The 13,251-nt window shown below is 74.0% G+C and carries 14 protein-coding genes; 3 read left to right on the forward strand and 11 right to left on the reverse strand.

The features are described 5' to 3' along the window. Positions 1 to 10 precede the first annotated feature (10 nt). The 6 genes from GJR97_RS07225 to GJR97_RS18490 all read right to left on the reverse strand — a co-directional run bounded on the left by GJR97_RS07225 (position 11) and on the right by GJR97_RS18490 (position 7,103). The gene (locus GJR97_RS07225; RefSeq protein WP_154345837.1) at positions 11 to 958 is read right to left on the reverse strand and encodes a nucleoside hydrolase; all 948 of its coding nucleotides are present in this window, start codon (positions 956 to 958) and stop codon (positions 11 to 13) included. Further along, positions 955 to 1,893 carry a ribokinase gene (locus GJR97_RS07230; RefSeq protein ID WP_324613261.1) on the reverse strand — a complete coding sequence of 313 codons (939 nt, stop codon included), beginning with the start codon at positions 1,891 to 1,893 and terminating at the stop codon, positions 955 to 957. The genes GJR97_RS07225 and GJR97_RS07230 overlap by 4 nt, the downstream gene beginning before the upstream one ends. Then, complete coding sequence (locus GJR97_RS07235; RefSeq protein WP_154345838.1) at positions 1,890 to 4,682, reverse strand: septum formation family protein; 2,793 nt, start codon at positions 4,680 to 4,682, stop codon at positions 1,890 to 1,892. The genes GJR97_RS07230 and GJR97_RS07235 overlap by 4 nt, the downstream gene beginning before the upstream one ends. Next, positions 4,679 to 5,248: an orotate phosphoribosyltransferase gene (gene pyrE, locus GJR97_RS07240; protein WP_324613262.1), complete on the reverse strand. Its 570-nt coding sequence runs from the start codon at positions 5,246 to 5,248 to the stop codon at positions 4,679 to 4,681. The genes GJR97_RS07235 and pyrE overlap by 4 nt, the downstream gene beginning before the upstream one ends. 101 nt (positions 5,249 to 5,349) lie before the next feature. Next, positions 5,350 to 6,756, reverse strand: coding sequence for a threonine/serine exporter family protein (locus GJR97_RS07245; protein WP_154345839.1), 1,407 nt, complete (start codon positions 6,754 to 6,756; stop codon positions 5,350 to 5,352). A 224-nt stretch (positions 6,757 to 6,980) separates the two neighbouring features. Then, on the reverse strand, positions 6,981 to 7,103 hold the full coding sequence (locus GJR97_RS18490; protein WP_267873409.1) for a hypothetical protein: 123 nt from the start codon (positions 7,101 to 7,103) through the stop codon (positions 6,981 to 6,983). Between the two features lie 138 nt (positions 7,104 to 7,241). On the opposite strand from GJR97_RS18490, the gene GJR97_RS07250 reads away from it, so the two are divergent. Continuing rightward, positions 7,242 to 8,189, forward strand: coding sequence for a LysR family transcriptional regulator (locus GJR97_RS07250; protein WP_154345840.1), 948 nt, complete (start codon positions 7,242 to 7,244; stop codon positions 8,187 to 8,189). 7 nt (positions 8,190 to 8,196) lie between these two features. Here GJR97_RS07250 and GJR97_RS17850 read toward each other — a convergent pair whose 3' ends face one another. After that, on the reverse strand, positions 8,197 to 8,304 hold the full coding sequence (locus GJR97_RS17850; protein ID WP_195760633.1) for an SHOCT domain-containing protein: 108 nt from the start codon (positions 8,302 to 8,304) through the stop codon (positions 8,197 to 8,199). Between GJR97_RS17850 and GJR97_RS07255 the strand changes: the two genes are divergently transcribed. Further along, positions 8,303 to 9,097, forward strand: coding sequence for an enoyl-CoA hydratase/isomerase family protein (locus GJR97_RS07255; RefSeq protein ID WP_154345841.1), 795 nt, complete (start codon positions 8,303 to 8,305; stop codon positions 9,095 to 9,097). The two genes, GJR97_RS17850 and GJR97_RS07255, sit on opposite strands and share 2 nt — an antisense overlap. Positions 9,098 to 9,156: 59 nt before the next feature. Here the strand turns inward: GJR97_RS07255 and GJR97_RS07260 are convergent, their stop codons facing one another. The 4 genes from GJR97_RS07260 to GJR97_RS07275 are packed head-to-tail and all read right to left on the reverse strand — an operon-like array spanning position 9,157 to position 12,324. Further along, positions 9,157 to 9,921 carry an HPr family phosphocarrier protein gene (locus tag GJR97_RS07260; protein ID WP_154345842.1) on the reverse strand — a complete coding sequence of 255 codons (765 nt, stop codon included), beginning with the start codon at positions 9,919 to 9,921 and terminating at the stop codon, positions 9,157 to 9,159. After that, on the reverse strand, positions 9,918 to 10,577 hold the full coding sequence (gene dhaL, locus GJR97_RS07265; protein ID WP_154345843.1) for a dihydroxyacetone kinase subunit DhaL: 660 nt from the start codon (positions 10,575 to 10,577) through the stop codon (positions 9,918 to 9,920). Before dhaL ends, GJR97_RS07260 begins: the two co-directional genes overlap by 4 nt. Positions 10,578 to 10,579: 2 nt before the next feature. Beyond that, positions 10,580 to 11,572, reverse strand: coding sequence for a dihydroxyacetone kinase subunit DhaK (dhaK, locus tag GJR97_RS07270; RefSeq protein WP_154345844.1), 993 nt, complete (start codon positions 11,570 to 11,572; stop codon positions 10,580 to 10,582). After that, entirely contained in the window at positions 11,569 to 12,324 is a 756-nt protein-coding gene (locus tag GJR97_RS07275) for an MIP/aquaporin family protein (protein WP_154345845.1), read from the reverse strand. The genes dhaK and GJR97_RS07275 overlap by 4 nt, the downstream gene beginning before the upstream one ends. Positions 12,325 to 12,460: 136 nt before the next feature. Between GJR97_RS07275 and GJR97_RS07280 the strand changes: the two genes are divergently transcribed. Next, positions 12,461 to 13,246, forward strand: a complete 786-nt coding sequence (locus GJR97_RS07280) for an IclR family transcriptional regulator (protein WP_154345846.1) — start codon at positions 12,461 to 12,463, stop codon at positions 13,244 to 13,246. Positions 13,247 to 13,251 lie beyond the last annotated feature (5 nt).

Here is a 13,251-nt window from a genome sequence, read left to right on the forward strand (position 1 = left end):
GCGCGCCCCCTCAGGCCAACCGTGCCACGGCGGCCTCGACGCCCGCCCAGAACCGCTCGACGTCGATCCCGACGGCGACGAACGCATTCGGTTCGCGTCCGAGCATGCCGTCGAGGTCGACGCTCGTCGCGCCGACCGTCTCGGACCCGATCAGCTCGACGTCGAGTCGCGTGCGCGCGACCTCCACCGAACCGGGATCGGCGAGCACGGCGACCGCGACCGGGTCGTGCAGGGGACCGTCGGGCATGCCGAAGACCTCGTCGTTGGTCCGGCAGAAGAACTCGAGCAGCTCGTCGCCGAACGCCGCCGTGCGAGTGCCGATCGCCGCGAGGCGCTCGCGCACGCCCGCCGTGACGAGCGCGCGGTGCGTGACGTTGAGTCCCACCATCGTGAACCGGATGCCGCTCTGCAGGACCAGGTCGAGCGCCTCGGGGTCGACCCACGCGTTGAACTCGGCGTAGGGCGTCGCGTTGCCCCGTTCGGTCGAGCCGCCCATCCACACGACCTCGCGGATCCGCGGGACGAGGTCGGGCCGTTCGCGAAGCAGCACGGCCACGTTGGTGATCGGTCCGGTCGCGATGATCGCGACGGGCTCGGATGCCGCGGCGAGCGTGTCGGCGATGAGCTCGGTCGCGCCGCGCGGATCGAGCGGGACCGGCGACGCGCCCGCGTCGGGATCGGGCAGGTCGGGTCCGCCGAGGCCGTTCTCGCCGTGGATCCACTCGGCCGTCGACAGCTCGCGGGCGAGCGGGCCGGGAGCGCCGGCCGCGACGGGCACGTCGGTCACGCCGGCGACCGAGAGCGCGATGCGCGCGTTGCGACTCGTGTGCTCGAGCGGCACGTTGCCGCCGACGGTGGTCACGGCGAGCAGGTCGAGCGCGGGGTGCCCCGCGGCCAGCCAGAGCGCCATGACGTCGTCGTGGCCCGGGTCGCAGTCCACGATCACGGGCACGGTCATCGGAGCTCCGTCCGGTCGGCGAGGGCGAGGACGTCGGCACGCCCCGCATACGAGTCCACGGTGCCGCGGGACTGCACGGCGATGGCGCCGGCGGCGACCGCGATCCGGACGGCCTCGGGCAACGACCTGCCCTCCGCGAGCATCGCGGCGAGCGCCCCGGTCGCGGCATCCCCCGCACCCGTCGTGTCGACGGCCTCGACCTCGGGCGCCGCCACGACCCACGAACCGTCGGCGTCGGCCGCGACCGCGCCGCGCGCGCCGAGGGTCACCACGATCGATCGCGCCAGGTCGCCGACGACGGATGCCGCGGCATCCCGCCACGCCTCGGCCGGCGCCTCGTCGGACAGGGCCGCACCGATGCCCACCGCGCGTGCCTCGTGGACGTTGACGACGAGCGGATCCGCGATCGCGACGGCCGCGGCCGCCACCCCGACGGGGGGCGCGAGGTTCAGCGCGAACCGGGTGCCCGCCGCCCGGCACGCGGCGGCCAGCGACTCGATCGTCGGCACGGGCAGCTCGCCCTGCGTGAGGACGAGGTCGGCGGCGGCGATGCGCTCGTGCTCGGCGGCGATCAGGTCGGCTCCGATCGCGGCGTTCGCGCCCGCCGTGACCACGATCGTGTTCTCTCCCGACGCGGCCACGGTGATCTGGGCCACCCCGGTCGGCGTTCCGGGCACGGTCGCGACGGCCCCCGCCGGAAGCCCGAAGCGGGCGAACGCCGCACGGGCCACGTCGGCCGCGGCGTCGTCGCCGAGGCGCGCGAGGAACTCGACGTCGGCCGAGCAGAGGTGCGCCGCGATGGCCTGGTTCGCGCCCTTGCCGCCGAGCGCGATGCGGTGGCCGTGCGAGTGGATCGTCTCGCCGGGCTGCGGGAAGGCGTCGACGTAGCTCGTCGCGTCGATGTTCACCGACCCGACGACGACCAGCCGGCTCACGGCGCGGCGGGTCCGGCGCCGGCGAGGCTGACCGTGAGCGGCTCGCCGCTCACCTGCTCGACGAAGCAGTAGTAGCTCCGCTGGCCCGCATCCCACTGCTCGGCGGTCACCGGGAACGCGGTGAGCATCTGCAGCTCGCCGACTCCGCCGGCCGCGGCCGGATCGATGACGCCCTCGGCGGCGCAGAGCTCCTGCGACTGCGTCGCCAGCGCCTCCTCACCCGGGAACTCGGTCGCCTCGTCACCTGCGAAGGTGCCGCGGTAGGCGAGTTGCGCCGTGTGCGGGCTCGCGCAGTCGACGACGGTGAACTCCTCGGCCCACGCCGAGTCGAAGGGCTCGAGGCACTCGGTGCCGTACAGCGCCTGCCACGAATGCACGCCGGCCGGCTGCGGCGCCGTCGGAGCCGCGACGGGCTCCTCGGTCGCCACGGGTGCGGCCGTGCCGGCATCGCCGGGCGCGAGGAATCGCGTGCCGAACGCCACCACGGCGACGATGAGCACCACGAGGGCGAGCGCACCGGCCGCCCACGTCAGGATCCTGACGGGAGACCGGTCGCGACCGGCGTCGTCGGTGCGTGCGGCCGGGGTCGCGCGGTATCCCCCGCGGTCGTCGTCGCCGGCTCGAGGCCGCGCCGCGCGTGCATCACCGGAGTCGTCCCAGCCGCCGCGCTCGTCGCGCGCGAACGGATCGTCGGCGACGGCCCCGTAGCCGTACCCCGTCTCGCGGGCGTGCGGCCGATCGTATTCGGTCTCGACGGCGGATGCGTCGACCACCGACATGGGCCCCGTCGCTCCGAAGCCCGCGCCGCCGAAGAGCGCTGCGAGACCGTCGTCGCGCGTTCCGTCCGCCTCGGTCCCGGGGCGACCCTGGACTTCGGTCGTGCGCTCGTCGACGTCGTACGCGGCCCAGGGGTCGTCGAAGGCCGGCCGACCGGCGTCGGCGGCTCGCTCGTCTCGGGCGCCGAGGCCGAACGGGTCGTCACCCGGGTCGTCGGCGGCGACCGGAGCACCGGCGCCGCGACGCGGGCCGGGCGCCTGCTCGTCGTCCGCCGCCTCCTCGGTCGGGACCTTCGGGTCACGACCGGCGGGGTCCGGGGTCAGGTTCCAGAGAAAGCCCGCCTGCGCGAACTCGCGCGCGCGGGGCGACTCGTCGGCGTTCCACGGGTCGTCCCCGGACGGCGCGTCGGCGGACGGCCGGTCGGACGCGGGGCCGCCTCGCCGGTCGTCGAGGTCGTCGGCGTACCAGCGCACGTCGTCGGCCGGATCAGCGGCCGGCCGGCCGACATCCTCGCGCCAGTCCGTCGGCTCGTCGGACCAGGTCCCGTCCGACTGCGCACCGCCGCCCTGGCGCCACAGCTCGCGCAGGTCGTATCCGTCGTCGTGCGCCGAGGCCTCGTCGTGCGCGCCGAACTGCTCCTCGCCGAACGCCCCGGTGTCCGCGTAGGCGTCCGGGCCGAACCCGTCCTCGTCGAGGGGGCCGTTCGCGTCGCCACCCTCGTCGTACCCGTACGCGCGACCGTCGTAGCCGCCGTTCTCGTCGTAGGCGGGGGCATCGTAGGCCTGCCGGGCATACCCCTGTCGGTCGTATCCGTCGCGGTCGTAGCCGTCCTGGTCGTACCCGTCGCGGTCGTAGCCCTGGCGGTCGAAGCCCTGGCGGTCGAACCCGTCGCCGTATCCGCGGTCGCCGCCGCGGCCGGCATCGCCGTCGTGCCCGCCCCCGCGCGCGGCGAAGTCCTGGACGTACCCGGCCGGTCCGACGCCGGCCGAGCCGGTGCCCACCGCCTCGCCCGGGCCGACGGGGTCGGCGAAGCCGGCGCCATCCGTCCAGCCGGGCGCGTAGCCGCCCTGCTCGTACCCGCCTCGGTCGTGGCCGCCCTGCTCGTAGGCGCGCTGTTCCGCATAGGCGCCCTGCTCGGCGTACGCCGCGCGGTCGTCGAACGCCTGCTGGTCGGCGTACCCGTCGAGGTCGTGTCCGACCGACTCCTGCTCGGTTCCTGCGGGCTGGTCGTCCTCGTGCAGCGCCGACCAGAGCTCCTCCGCGAAGTCGTCCGGCGCACCCGGCGCAGCGGACGGCGACACGGGCGTGAAGGAGCGACGTGCGACCGGCGGCGGCGCGAATCCGGCGAACGGCGATTCGTCCCCGTACTGCTCCGGTCCCGGCCCGGAGTTCGGATCGGGCTGTCGGGCGGGCGGGGTGTTCGAGGGGTCGGCGAGCCGGCGGAAGGCCGCGCGCAGCCCCTCCTCGGTGTCGAGCGGCTGCTGCTCCTGCTGCTCGCCCCAGGTCAGGGCGAAGTTCGCGGGCGGGGTGACCGGCCCGGGCGGAGCAGGCGGGGGCTCGGGCTGTCGCGTGAACGCGGGCGGCACGGTGCCGCCGACGGGCGGCTCGACGGAGGTGAGGCGATCGTCGGCCGGCGGCTCGGCGGGAGCGCTGCTCCACGCGGGCGCATTCCACGACGGCTGGTTCCAGGCGGGCGCCGCGGGCGGCTCGGCGGGGGCGGGCGCGGTGCGCTCGATCGGCTCGCCCACGACGGGCAGCGCCCGGGTCGGCGCGTCGTCGACCGGTGCGGGTTCGGCCACCGAGAACCAGTCGAGCGACTCCTCGCTGCGACGGCGGGGACGTGACTGGGGCGCCGGCTCCGCCCGCGGTGGCTCGGGAGCGGGTGCGACGGGCGGCTGCGTGGCCTGACGGCCCTCGAGGTCGGGTCGACGACCGCTGCCGAGCTGGCTCATGAGCCAGTCGGTGTCGTCGTCGAATCCGTTCGCGTCGTAGCGTCCGTCGCGTTCCGTCATGACAATCCCAGATCCTTCAAGCCGATGGCCGCGAGGTAGGGGACTCCCGCGGCTTCGATGACCTCGCGTGCGCCCGTGTCGCGGTCGACGACCACCGCGACGGCGGCGATCTCGGCACCGACGGCGCGGAGCGCCTCGATGGCCTTGAGCGGCGAACCGCCCGTCGTCGACGTGTCCTCGAGCACGATGACGCGCTTGCCTGCGACGTCCGGCCCCTCGACCTGCTTGCCGCGGCCGTGGTCCTTCGGCTCCTTGCGCACGACGAACGCGTCGTAGGCGAGGCCGCGCGCGGCGCCCTGGTGGAGCACGGCGGTCGCGATGGGGTCGGCACCCATCGTCATGCCGCCGACGGCGACCACGTCGGGGACCTCGGCGATGAGGTCGATCATCACCTGGCCGATGAGCGGCGCGACGCGGTGGTCGAGGCTCACCTTGCGGAGGTCGACGTAGTACGAGGCCTTCTTGCCGCTGGTCAGCGTGAAGTCGCCGTGGAACACCGCCTCGTTCGAGATGTGCTCGATGAGCTGTCGGCGGGCCTCGGCGGACTGGGGATTCCGGGACGTCACCCGAATACTCTAAGTCTCCACCGCCTGAGAGGAACGTGCGGATGTCCCGGTGGACGCTCCGGCGCCCTCGACCGGGCGCGTCCGCGACCGCCTCGGCGCGCTCAGGCGTCCGGGTCGCGCCGCGGCGGCGTCGGCGCGGCGTCGGTGTCGCGCCGGGGCGGCTTCGGCGCGGCGTCCGTGATCCGCGAGAGCACCGAGTCCTCCGACGGGCCCAGCACGGACGGGAGGTCGATGTGGAACTCGGCGATCCCCGCCGCGCTGCGTCGGATGAACCGGTAGATCGCCGAGCCGATGAAGACGCCGAGCGCGATCGACATCACCGTGACGAAGGCGGCGGCGACGTCGTCGATGCCCGCCGACTCCTCGACGGCGCCCTCCGTCAGCCCGATGAGCCCGGCGGCTCCGGGCACGAGCACCCAGAACGCGGGCAGGAAGGTGATCTGCGACGGCACGCCCCGAGGCAGGTCCTCGATCCAGAGCACGAACGGCGTGACCACGAGCGCACCGAAGAAGCCGCTGACGGGCGCGCCGAGCAGGAACACGCCGAGCTGCTGCGCGCCGTACGCGACGACGAGCGCGAGGATCACCCAGCCGTACGATCGCCCGGGGGCGGCGAAGTGCAGGTACACGCCGATGCCGTAGAGCACGAGCCCGATCCCGGCGATCCACCAGGGCAGCGTCTGCTGCACCTCGCGCGGCACGTACTCGTCGTCTCCGATCCCCACGACGGTGCCGGCCGCGAGGATGCCGAACGCGAGCAGGGCGAGCTGGACGATGCCCGCGCCGAGTCGCGACGTCCCGGCGACCATCTGCCCGGCCGCGAGCTCGCGCACGCCGGTGGTGAGGAGGGCCCCCGGGAGGAAGGTCGCGAGCGGCGCGATCAGCACCCGCAGCGGATCGCCGATCTGGACGACGGGCGCGAGCAGGAACACGATCACGGCGCAGGCGAACGAGGCCGCGACCGGCAGCACGAGCGAGAGCGTCTGGGAACGCGTCAGCTTCGCGACGCCGATGAGGACGCCGAGCCCGAAGCCCACGACGACGCCCTGCCAGCTGGGAGCGAGGAGCAGCGCCAGGCCGGCGGTGAGGAGGGCGTGGCCCAGGGTGCGCATGAACCAGTGCCGGGTCGGCGGCATGGCGCCGATCTCGTTGAGGCGGCGGATGCCGTCCGCCGGGCTGATCCCGGCCGATCGCGCGGATCGGACGAGGGCCGCCATGGCGGCGATCTGGTCGAACCGGAACGACGCCCGGACGGAGGTCAACGAGATGCGCCCGGTCTCGCCCTGGCCCGTCTGCACGAGCGCGATCGTCGGGAGCACGACGACGTCGACCTCGTCGACCCCGTACGCGTGCGCGACGTCGACGATCTCGGCGCGGATGCGGTCGGTGGACTCGGCCGAGGCCGTGAGGCCCTCCGCGAGGCCGAGCAGGAAGGTCCGGATCAGGGTCCGGTCGCCGGGCGGGGGTTCGGTCTCGCGGGACTCGGGCGGCGTCGGGGTCGTCGGCATCCGTTCGCTCCTCGGTTCGCGTCGGAGCGCGGTGCAGGGCGGGCGCCGCGGCGCCCCGGCGGTGCGGTCACGCTATCCCCGGACGCGATCGGATGTCGAGGGCCGACGCGACGCGCGGCGAAGCCCGAGGTGCGGCCGGAGGGACATGCGAAGGGCCGCCCTGCGGGGTGTCCCTCCCCCGCACGGCGGCCCTGCTCGGAGCCTCCGGCTCCGCGACGCGCGACCTAGACGGTGCGTGCGAAGGTCTCGCGCGGCTGGCGACGGTATCCGTCGCGCGCGGTGACGACGATGGAGCTGACGATGCCGGCGATCGAGGCGGCGGCGAGCATGGCGAAGACGGTGAACACGGCGGTTCCTTTCGAGGAGTTCGTTGGAATGTCGGGCGACCGGGTGCGCCCTTGCACGTGTCCGACATCACCTATTGTGCCCTCGAAAACCGTTCAGCACAATTCCACAGAACTACATGAACAATGTAGCATCACTACATGGATGTGCGCCGACTCGACCTCCTCCGCGAACTCGCCGAACGCGGCAGCGTGACCGCGGTCGCCGAGGCGACCGGGCGGACCCCGTCCGCCGTCTCACAGCAGCTCAAGGTGCTCGAGCGCGAGGCCGGGATGCCGCTCACCGAACGGAGCGGTCGCGGGGTCGTGCTGACGAGCGCCGGGCACGCGCTCGCACGCAGTGCGACCGAGGTCGCCATCGCACTGGAGCGCGCCTCGTCGCTCTGGGACCAGTTCCGCAACCACCCGAGTGGCGAGGTCACGCTGCTGACCTTCCCCACGATCGGCGCGACGCTGCTGCCGCAGGTGCTCGCCGACCTCCGCTCGGTCGCGGGACTCGTCGTGCGCGCCACCGACCTCGATCCCGAACTCGCCGAGTTCCCCGACCTCACGAACGAGTACGACATCGTGCTCGCCCACACCATGCCCGGCGAGCTCCCGTGGGGCGGGCGGGGCCTCCGCGCCCTCCCCCTGCTGACCGAGCCCCTCGACATCGGACTGCCCGCCGATCACCGACTCGCGTCGCGCTCGCACGTGACCCCCGCCGACCTGGTCGAGGAGACCTGGCTCGGCGTGCCGGCGGGCTTCCCCTTCGAGCGGATCCTGCACGCGATCGAGCAGGCCGGCGGCCGGCGCGTCGAGGTGAGCCAGCGCTTCAGCGACATGCGCATCGTCGAGGCGTTCATCGGCGCCGCCCTCGGCATCGCGTTCGTGCCCCGCTACACGTCGGGCGTCCTCCCCGAGAACATCGTGCTGAAGCCCCTGCGGGGCGTCGCGTCCGTGCGCCAGATCTTCGCGCTCGTGCGGCCGGATGTCGCGGAGCGGCTCGCCGTGCGGACGGTGCTCGAGGTCCTGGTGGACCGGGCCGCGCGTCTCCAGGAGTCCCACGAGACCGCCGCGCGCGACCTGGCCGCGGCGGCCTCCTCCTGACCCTCCGTCAGGAACCCGACGCCAGCGCCTTCGCCTTCAGCGCGTCGAACTCCGCCTGGGTGATCGTCCCCGCGTCCAGCGATGCCGCGACGGCCGGCGAGTAGCATCCGATCATGCCCGACGACGTGATCCTGTTCGATGTGCGCGACGGCCTCGCGCACGTGACGCTGAACCGCCCGGCCCGGCTCAACGCGGTCGACCCCGAGGCCATCGCGAGGTGGCAGGAGCTGGCGCACGAGATCGCCGGGCGCGACGACATCGGCGCAGTGCTCTTCGATGCGGCGGGTCGCGCGTTCTGCGCGGGCGGCGACGTGGTCGCGATGTCGCGGCTCGCGGAGTCCGGCGCCGGCGGGGCGAGCCCGGCCGAGGTCGTCCGCGGGCTCGCCGACCGGATCCACGACGGGCACCGCGCGCTGCGCGAGAGCACGAAGCCCATCGTCGCCGCCGTGCAGGGGCCCGTCGCCGGTGGCGGCCTCGGGTTCATGCTCGTGGCCGACCTGGTGATCGCGTCGGAGCGCGCGACCTTCGCGAGCCGCTACAGCGACATCGGGCTCACGCCGGACTGCGGCGTGAGCACGCTGCTTCCCGAGGCGGTCGGGGTGCGCCGCGCGCTCGAGCTCACGCTCACCTCGCGCACGCTCTCCGCGACCGAGGCCCTCGACTGGGGCCTCGTCGCCGAGGTCGTCGCACCCGAGGCGCTCGAGGCGCGGGCGCGCGAGATCGCGGACGGATGGCTCGCCGGCGCGACGCACGCGTTCGGCCAGGCCAAGCGGCTCGTGCACGCCGGCGGGGCACGGTCGTTCCAGGCGTCGCTCGACGACGAGGCCGCGACGATCGGGGCGGCGATCGAGACGGCGGACGCCCGCACCGCGATCGCTCGGTTCGCCGCCGGCTCGGCCTCCCGCTGACCACGCGCCGGCGCGGCGGGCCGACGGTGCTGTCGGCCCGCCGTGCCCCGGCGGTCGGCTCAGGGTGCGACGGACTCCGGCACCTCGCCGAACCCGTCGGCGAGCAGCCGTCGCAGCGCATCGACCGCCGTGGCGGCGTCGGGCCCGCTGCCGTCGAACCTCACCGCGTGACCCTGCTTCGCGCCGAGCGACATCAACCCGATCATGCTCCTCGCGGGCACCGGTCCGGTGCCCGTCGTGAGGTTCGTCACGTCGACGACGGCGTCGAACCCGCCGACCGCCTGGACCAGGAGCGCCGCCGGCCGGGCGTGCAGCCCCTCGGGATTGACCACCACCTCGTCCGCCGTCCGCGGCTCGATCGGCTCGGCGGGCGCCTCGGCGGGCACCGGATCGGCCTGCTCCGCGGGCGGCGCCGCGGGCGCCGGAGCGACCTGTTCCCGCTTCGCGTCGAGCGCCGCCGCGGACTCGCGGGCGACCTCGTCGAGCGGTGCGCCCGTCGCGGCCAGCACCAGGCCCGCGGTGATGCCTTCCACGAACGGACCCGCACCGACCACGACCTCCGTCGACGACTCCCTGAGGTCGAGGGCGAGCCCGGCGCTCAGCACGGCCGAGCCGAGGTCGGTGACGACGAGCACGCCCGGGACTCCCTGCCCGGCGAGATCGTCGATCGCCGCGGCGACCGCGGTCGCATCCGTGCCGAAGCGGCCGTCGGAACCGGCGGCGATGCGCACGGGCGGCGCATCGCCGTGCACCATCTGCAGGCCCAGGTCGACCGCGGCCTCGGCGAGCGCCGGGCTGTGCGAGACCACGACGAGCCCGATCATCCGACGCGCTCCGATCGCGCGTCGGCGAGGGCCTGGACGAGGATCGCGGCCGAGGTCGCGCCGGGATCGAGGTGATCGGCGCTCCGCTCGCCGAGGTAGCTCGCCCGCCCCTTGCGGGCGACGAGCGGGATGGTCGCGTCGCGCCCGACGGCCGCGGCGGCGGCCGCGGCGCGGAGCGACTCGAGGAGCGGGCGACCGCCGGCCGCGGCGACGCTCAGCGCCTCGGCGGCCGGCTGGAGCGCGTCGACCATGGTCTTGTCGCCGGGCTCGGCCCGGCCGCGGGCCACGACCCCGGCCACGCCGGCGCGGAACGCGTCGGCGAGGACGGCGGTGTCGAGCTCCGGAGCCGGTCCGACGGACTTGGCCATCTCGAGGAACAGCGTGCCGTAGAGCGACCCGCTCGCACCCCCGACGGTCGACACGAGCGCCATTCCGGAGGACTTCAGCAGCGCGCCGGCGTCGCCGGGCGGTGCGTCCGCGAGACGCCGGCGCACCGCCCCGGTGCCACGGGCGATGTTGGTGCCGTGATCGGCGTCGCCGATGGCGGAGTCCAGCTCGGTCAGGTGCTCGGCCTCGGCGGCGATCCGCTCGTCGAAGCGGAGCATCCACGCCGTGAGGTCGTCGACCGTCAGGCGGCCGTCCTCGGTTCCCGTCATGGCTACGCTCCCCACCGGAGCGCCGCGGTGCTCACGGGAGCGTCCCAGAGCCGCAGCATCTCGTCATCCGCGCGCAGCAGGGTGAGGGAGCATCCGGCCATGTCGAGGCTCGTGATGTAGTCGCCCACGAGCACCCGGGCGACCGTGATCCCGCGCTGCTCGAGCAGGGAGGCGACGGCGCCGTACACCAGGTAGAGCTCGATGAGCGGCGTGCCGCCGAGTCCGCTGAGCATCGCGATCACGGGCGCCCCGGTGAAGTCGTGGTCGGCCAGGATCGCCGAGACGAGCGTGTCGGCGATCTCCGAAGCCGGGGCCAACGGGGCGCGCGTGCGTCCGGGTTCGCCGTGGATGCCCACGCCCATCTCGATCTCGTCCTCGGGGAGGTCGAAGCTCGGCTTGCCCACCGACGGCAGCGTCGCGCTCGTGAGCGCCACGCCCATCGACCGGCCGTTCTCCGCGACGCGCGTCGCGACGGCGTGCACGGCGTCGAGGTCGGCGCCCTCCTCCGCGGCGGCGCCGGCGATCTTCTCGACGAGCACGGTCGTGCCGACGCCGCGACGGCCGGCGGTCCAGGTCGAGTCCTCGACGGCGACGTCGTCGGCGACGAGCACGGTCTTGACCGCGATGCCCTCCGCGTCGGCGAGTTCGGCGGCCATCTCGAAGTTGAGCACGTCGCCCGTGTAGTTCTTGACGATGAACAGCGCCCCGGCGCCGGTGCTCACCGTCTGCGCGGCGGCGAGCATCTGATCGGGCGTCGGCGAGGTGAAGACCTCGCCGGCGCAGGCGGCGTCGAGCATCCCGGGGCCGACGAAGCCGCTGTGGAGCGGTTCGTGGCCCGAGCCGCCGCCCGAGATCAGGGCGACCTTGCCGGGCTTCGGCGTCGCTCGCGCGACCACCCGAGCGGCGAAGTCGACGGCGAGTTCGGGATGGGCCGCCGCGACGCCCTTCAGTGCGTCGGCGAGCACCTCCGACGGTGCATCGATGAGCTTCTTCATGCGCGTGCCTCCTCTTCGACGAGCGCTTCGGTCAGGGTGGTGCGGTCGGCCCGGGTCCGGGAGACCAGGCCGAAGGCGAGGCCGGCGAGGACGCCGCCCGCGAGTTCGGCGATGACGTAGACCGGCCACTGCTCCCACTGCACGGTGCCCCCCAGGAGCTGCTGCACGAGCATCGGTCCGGTGGTGCGGGCGGGGTTGATGGACGCGCCGGTCGCGGGCGCCACGGGGATGATCGCGGCGAACACCACGAGGCCGATGACGAGCCCGGCGAAACCGGGAGCGGCCTTGCGGTGGATCACGCCGAAGACGGTGAAGACGAGCAGGAACGTGCCGAGGAACTCGGCCGTGAACGCCTGCCAGATCGGGATGTCGCCGTAGGAGGCGACGCCGAGTCCGAGCTCGCTCGCCCGCGGGCCGAGGGCCCCGACGATCGCGAACGCCCCGACGGTCGCGCCCAGGAGCTGCGCGATCACGTACCCGGGCACGTCGCGCCAGGCGAACTTGCCGGTCACCGCGAGGGCGAGGGTCACCGCCGGGTTGATGTGGTTGCCCGAGATGTAGCCGAACACGTACACCGTCGCGATGACGATGGTGCCGAAGGCGAGCGAGATGAAGCCGAGATCGGCGGGGGCGAAGGGCGCGTCGCCCCTCACCAGAGCGAAGGCCGGCACGGAGCCGACGCCGACGAACACGAGGAAGGCGGTACCGAGGAACTCGGCGGCGAGCCGCTGCCAAGTCCGGTTGTCATCCATGATCTGCGTTCTCCCTTGAACGAGGTTGCCACCAGACGATTCGGTATTATCGAATGGCTTTCGGTAATACTGAATGTTGGACCACCCGTCCCGCGCTGTCAAGAACCAGACAGAATGGGGATGCACCGTGGGCGCGATGACGGAGGGGGAGTCGGTGATCCAGTCGATCGACCGCGCGGCGAAGATCCTCGCGCTGTTGCAGGGCTCGCGCCGCATGGGCATCTCCGAGCTCGCCGCCGCGCTCGACCTGCCGCCCTCGACCGTGCACGGCATCGTGAAGTCGCTCCAGGCGCACGGGCTCGTGGCCCAGCAGCCGAGCGGGAACCGCTACGTGCTGGGGCCGGCGCTCCTGAAGCTGTCGAGCGTCTACCTCGACACCCTGGACGTCCGTGCGCGCGCGATGCGCTGGATGCACGAGCTCTCCAGCCGCACCGGGTTCGCGACCCGCCTCGGCGCGGAGCTGTTCGGCGAGGTCATCGTCATCCACCACGACCGCCGCCCGGACGGCACGGAGCAGATGCCCGAGACGGGCCTGACGATCCCGAGCCATGCATCGGCGCTCGGGAAGGTGCTGCTCGCGTACGACGCGGCGCACGCGACGGACGCCCTCTCGCGCCCGCTCGCGGCGCTGACCGCGGACACCGTCACGGACCCCGACCGCGTCCGGGAGGGTCTCGAGGAGGTCAGGCGGCAGGCGCTCGGCTTCGAGAACGAGGAGGCCGTCATCGGCGAGTCATCCGTCGCCGCACCGATCTGCGCGGAGGACGGCGAGGTCGTCGCCGCCGTCGCCGTCGTCATGCCCTCGAACGAGTGGCCGCCCACGGACGCCGTCGTCGGCGCGCTCCGCGACGCCGCACGGAGCATCTCGCGCGACCTCGGCGCGCCGACCTGGCCGCCGCGCCCGCCCGCTCCGGCGGGCTGACGCGG

Source organism: Agromyces kandeliae (assembly GCF_009674665.1).
Taxonomy (GTDB): Bacteria; Actinomycetota; Actinomycetes; order Actinomycetales; family Microbacteriaceae; genus Agromyces; species Agromyces kandeliae.

Excerpts from the sequence above, each read along its gene's own strand:
- GJR97_RS07255 (WP_154345841.1), top strand. The coding sequence starts at position 8,303 with ATGCCCGACGACGTGATCCTGTTCGATGTGCGCGACGGCCTCGCGCAC.
- dhaL (WP_154345843.1), bottom strand. The coding sequence starts at position 10,577 with ATGACGGGAACCGAGGACGGCCGCCTGACGGTCGACGACCTCACGGCG.
- GJR97_RS07275 (WP_154345845.1), bottom strand. The coding sequence starts at position 12,324 with ATGGATGACAACCGGACTTGGCAGCGGCTCGCCGCCGAGTTCCTCGGT.
- GJR97_RS07260 (WP_154345842.1), bottom strand. The coding sequence starts at position 9,921 with ATGATCGGGCTCGTCGTGGTCTCGCACAGCCCGGCGCTCGCCGAGGCC.
- GJR97_RS07245 (WP_154345839.1), bottom strand. The coding sequence starts at position 6,756 with ATGCCGACGACCCCGACGCCGCCCGAGTCCCGCGAGACCGAACCCCCG.
- GJR97_RS07235 (WP_154345838.1), bottom strand. The coding sequence starts at position 4,682 with ATGACGGAACGCGACGGACGCTACGACGCGAACGGATTCGACGACGAC.
- GJR97_RS07225 (WP_154345837.1), bottom strand. The coding sequence starts at position 958 with ATGACCGTGCCCGTGATCGTGGACTGCGACCCGGGCCACGACGACGTC.
- GJR97_RS17850 (WP_195760633.1), bottom strand. The coding sequence starts at position 8,304 with ATGATCGGATGCTACTCGCCGGCCGTCGCGGCATCGCTGGACGCGGGG.
- GJR97_RS07280 (WP_154345846.1), top strand. The coding sequence starts at position 12,461 with ATGACGGAGGGGGAGTCGGTGATCCAGTCGATCGACCGCGCGGCGAAG.
- dhaK (WP_154345844.1), bottom strand. The coding sequence starts at position 11,572 with ATGAAGAAGCTCATCGATGCACCGTCGGAGGTGCTCGCCGACGCACTG.
- GJR97_RS07250 (WP_154345840.1), top strand. The coding sequence starts at position 7,242 with ATGGATGTGCGCCGACTCGACCTCCTCCGCGAACTCGCCGAACGCGGC.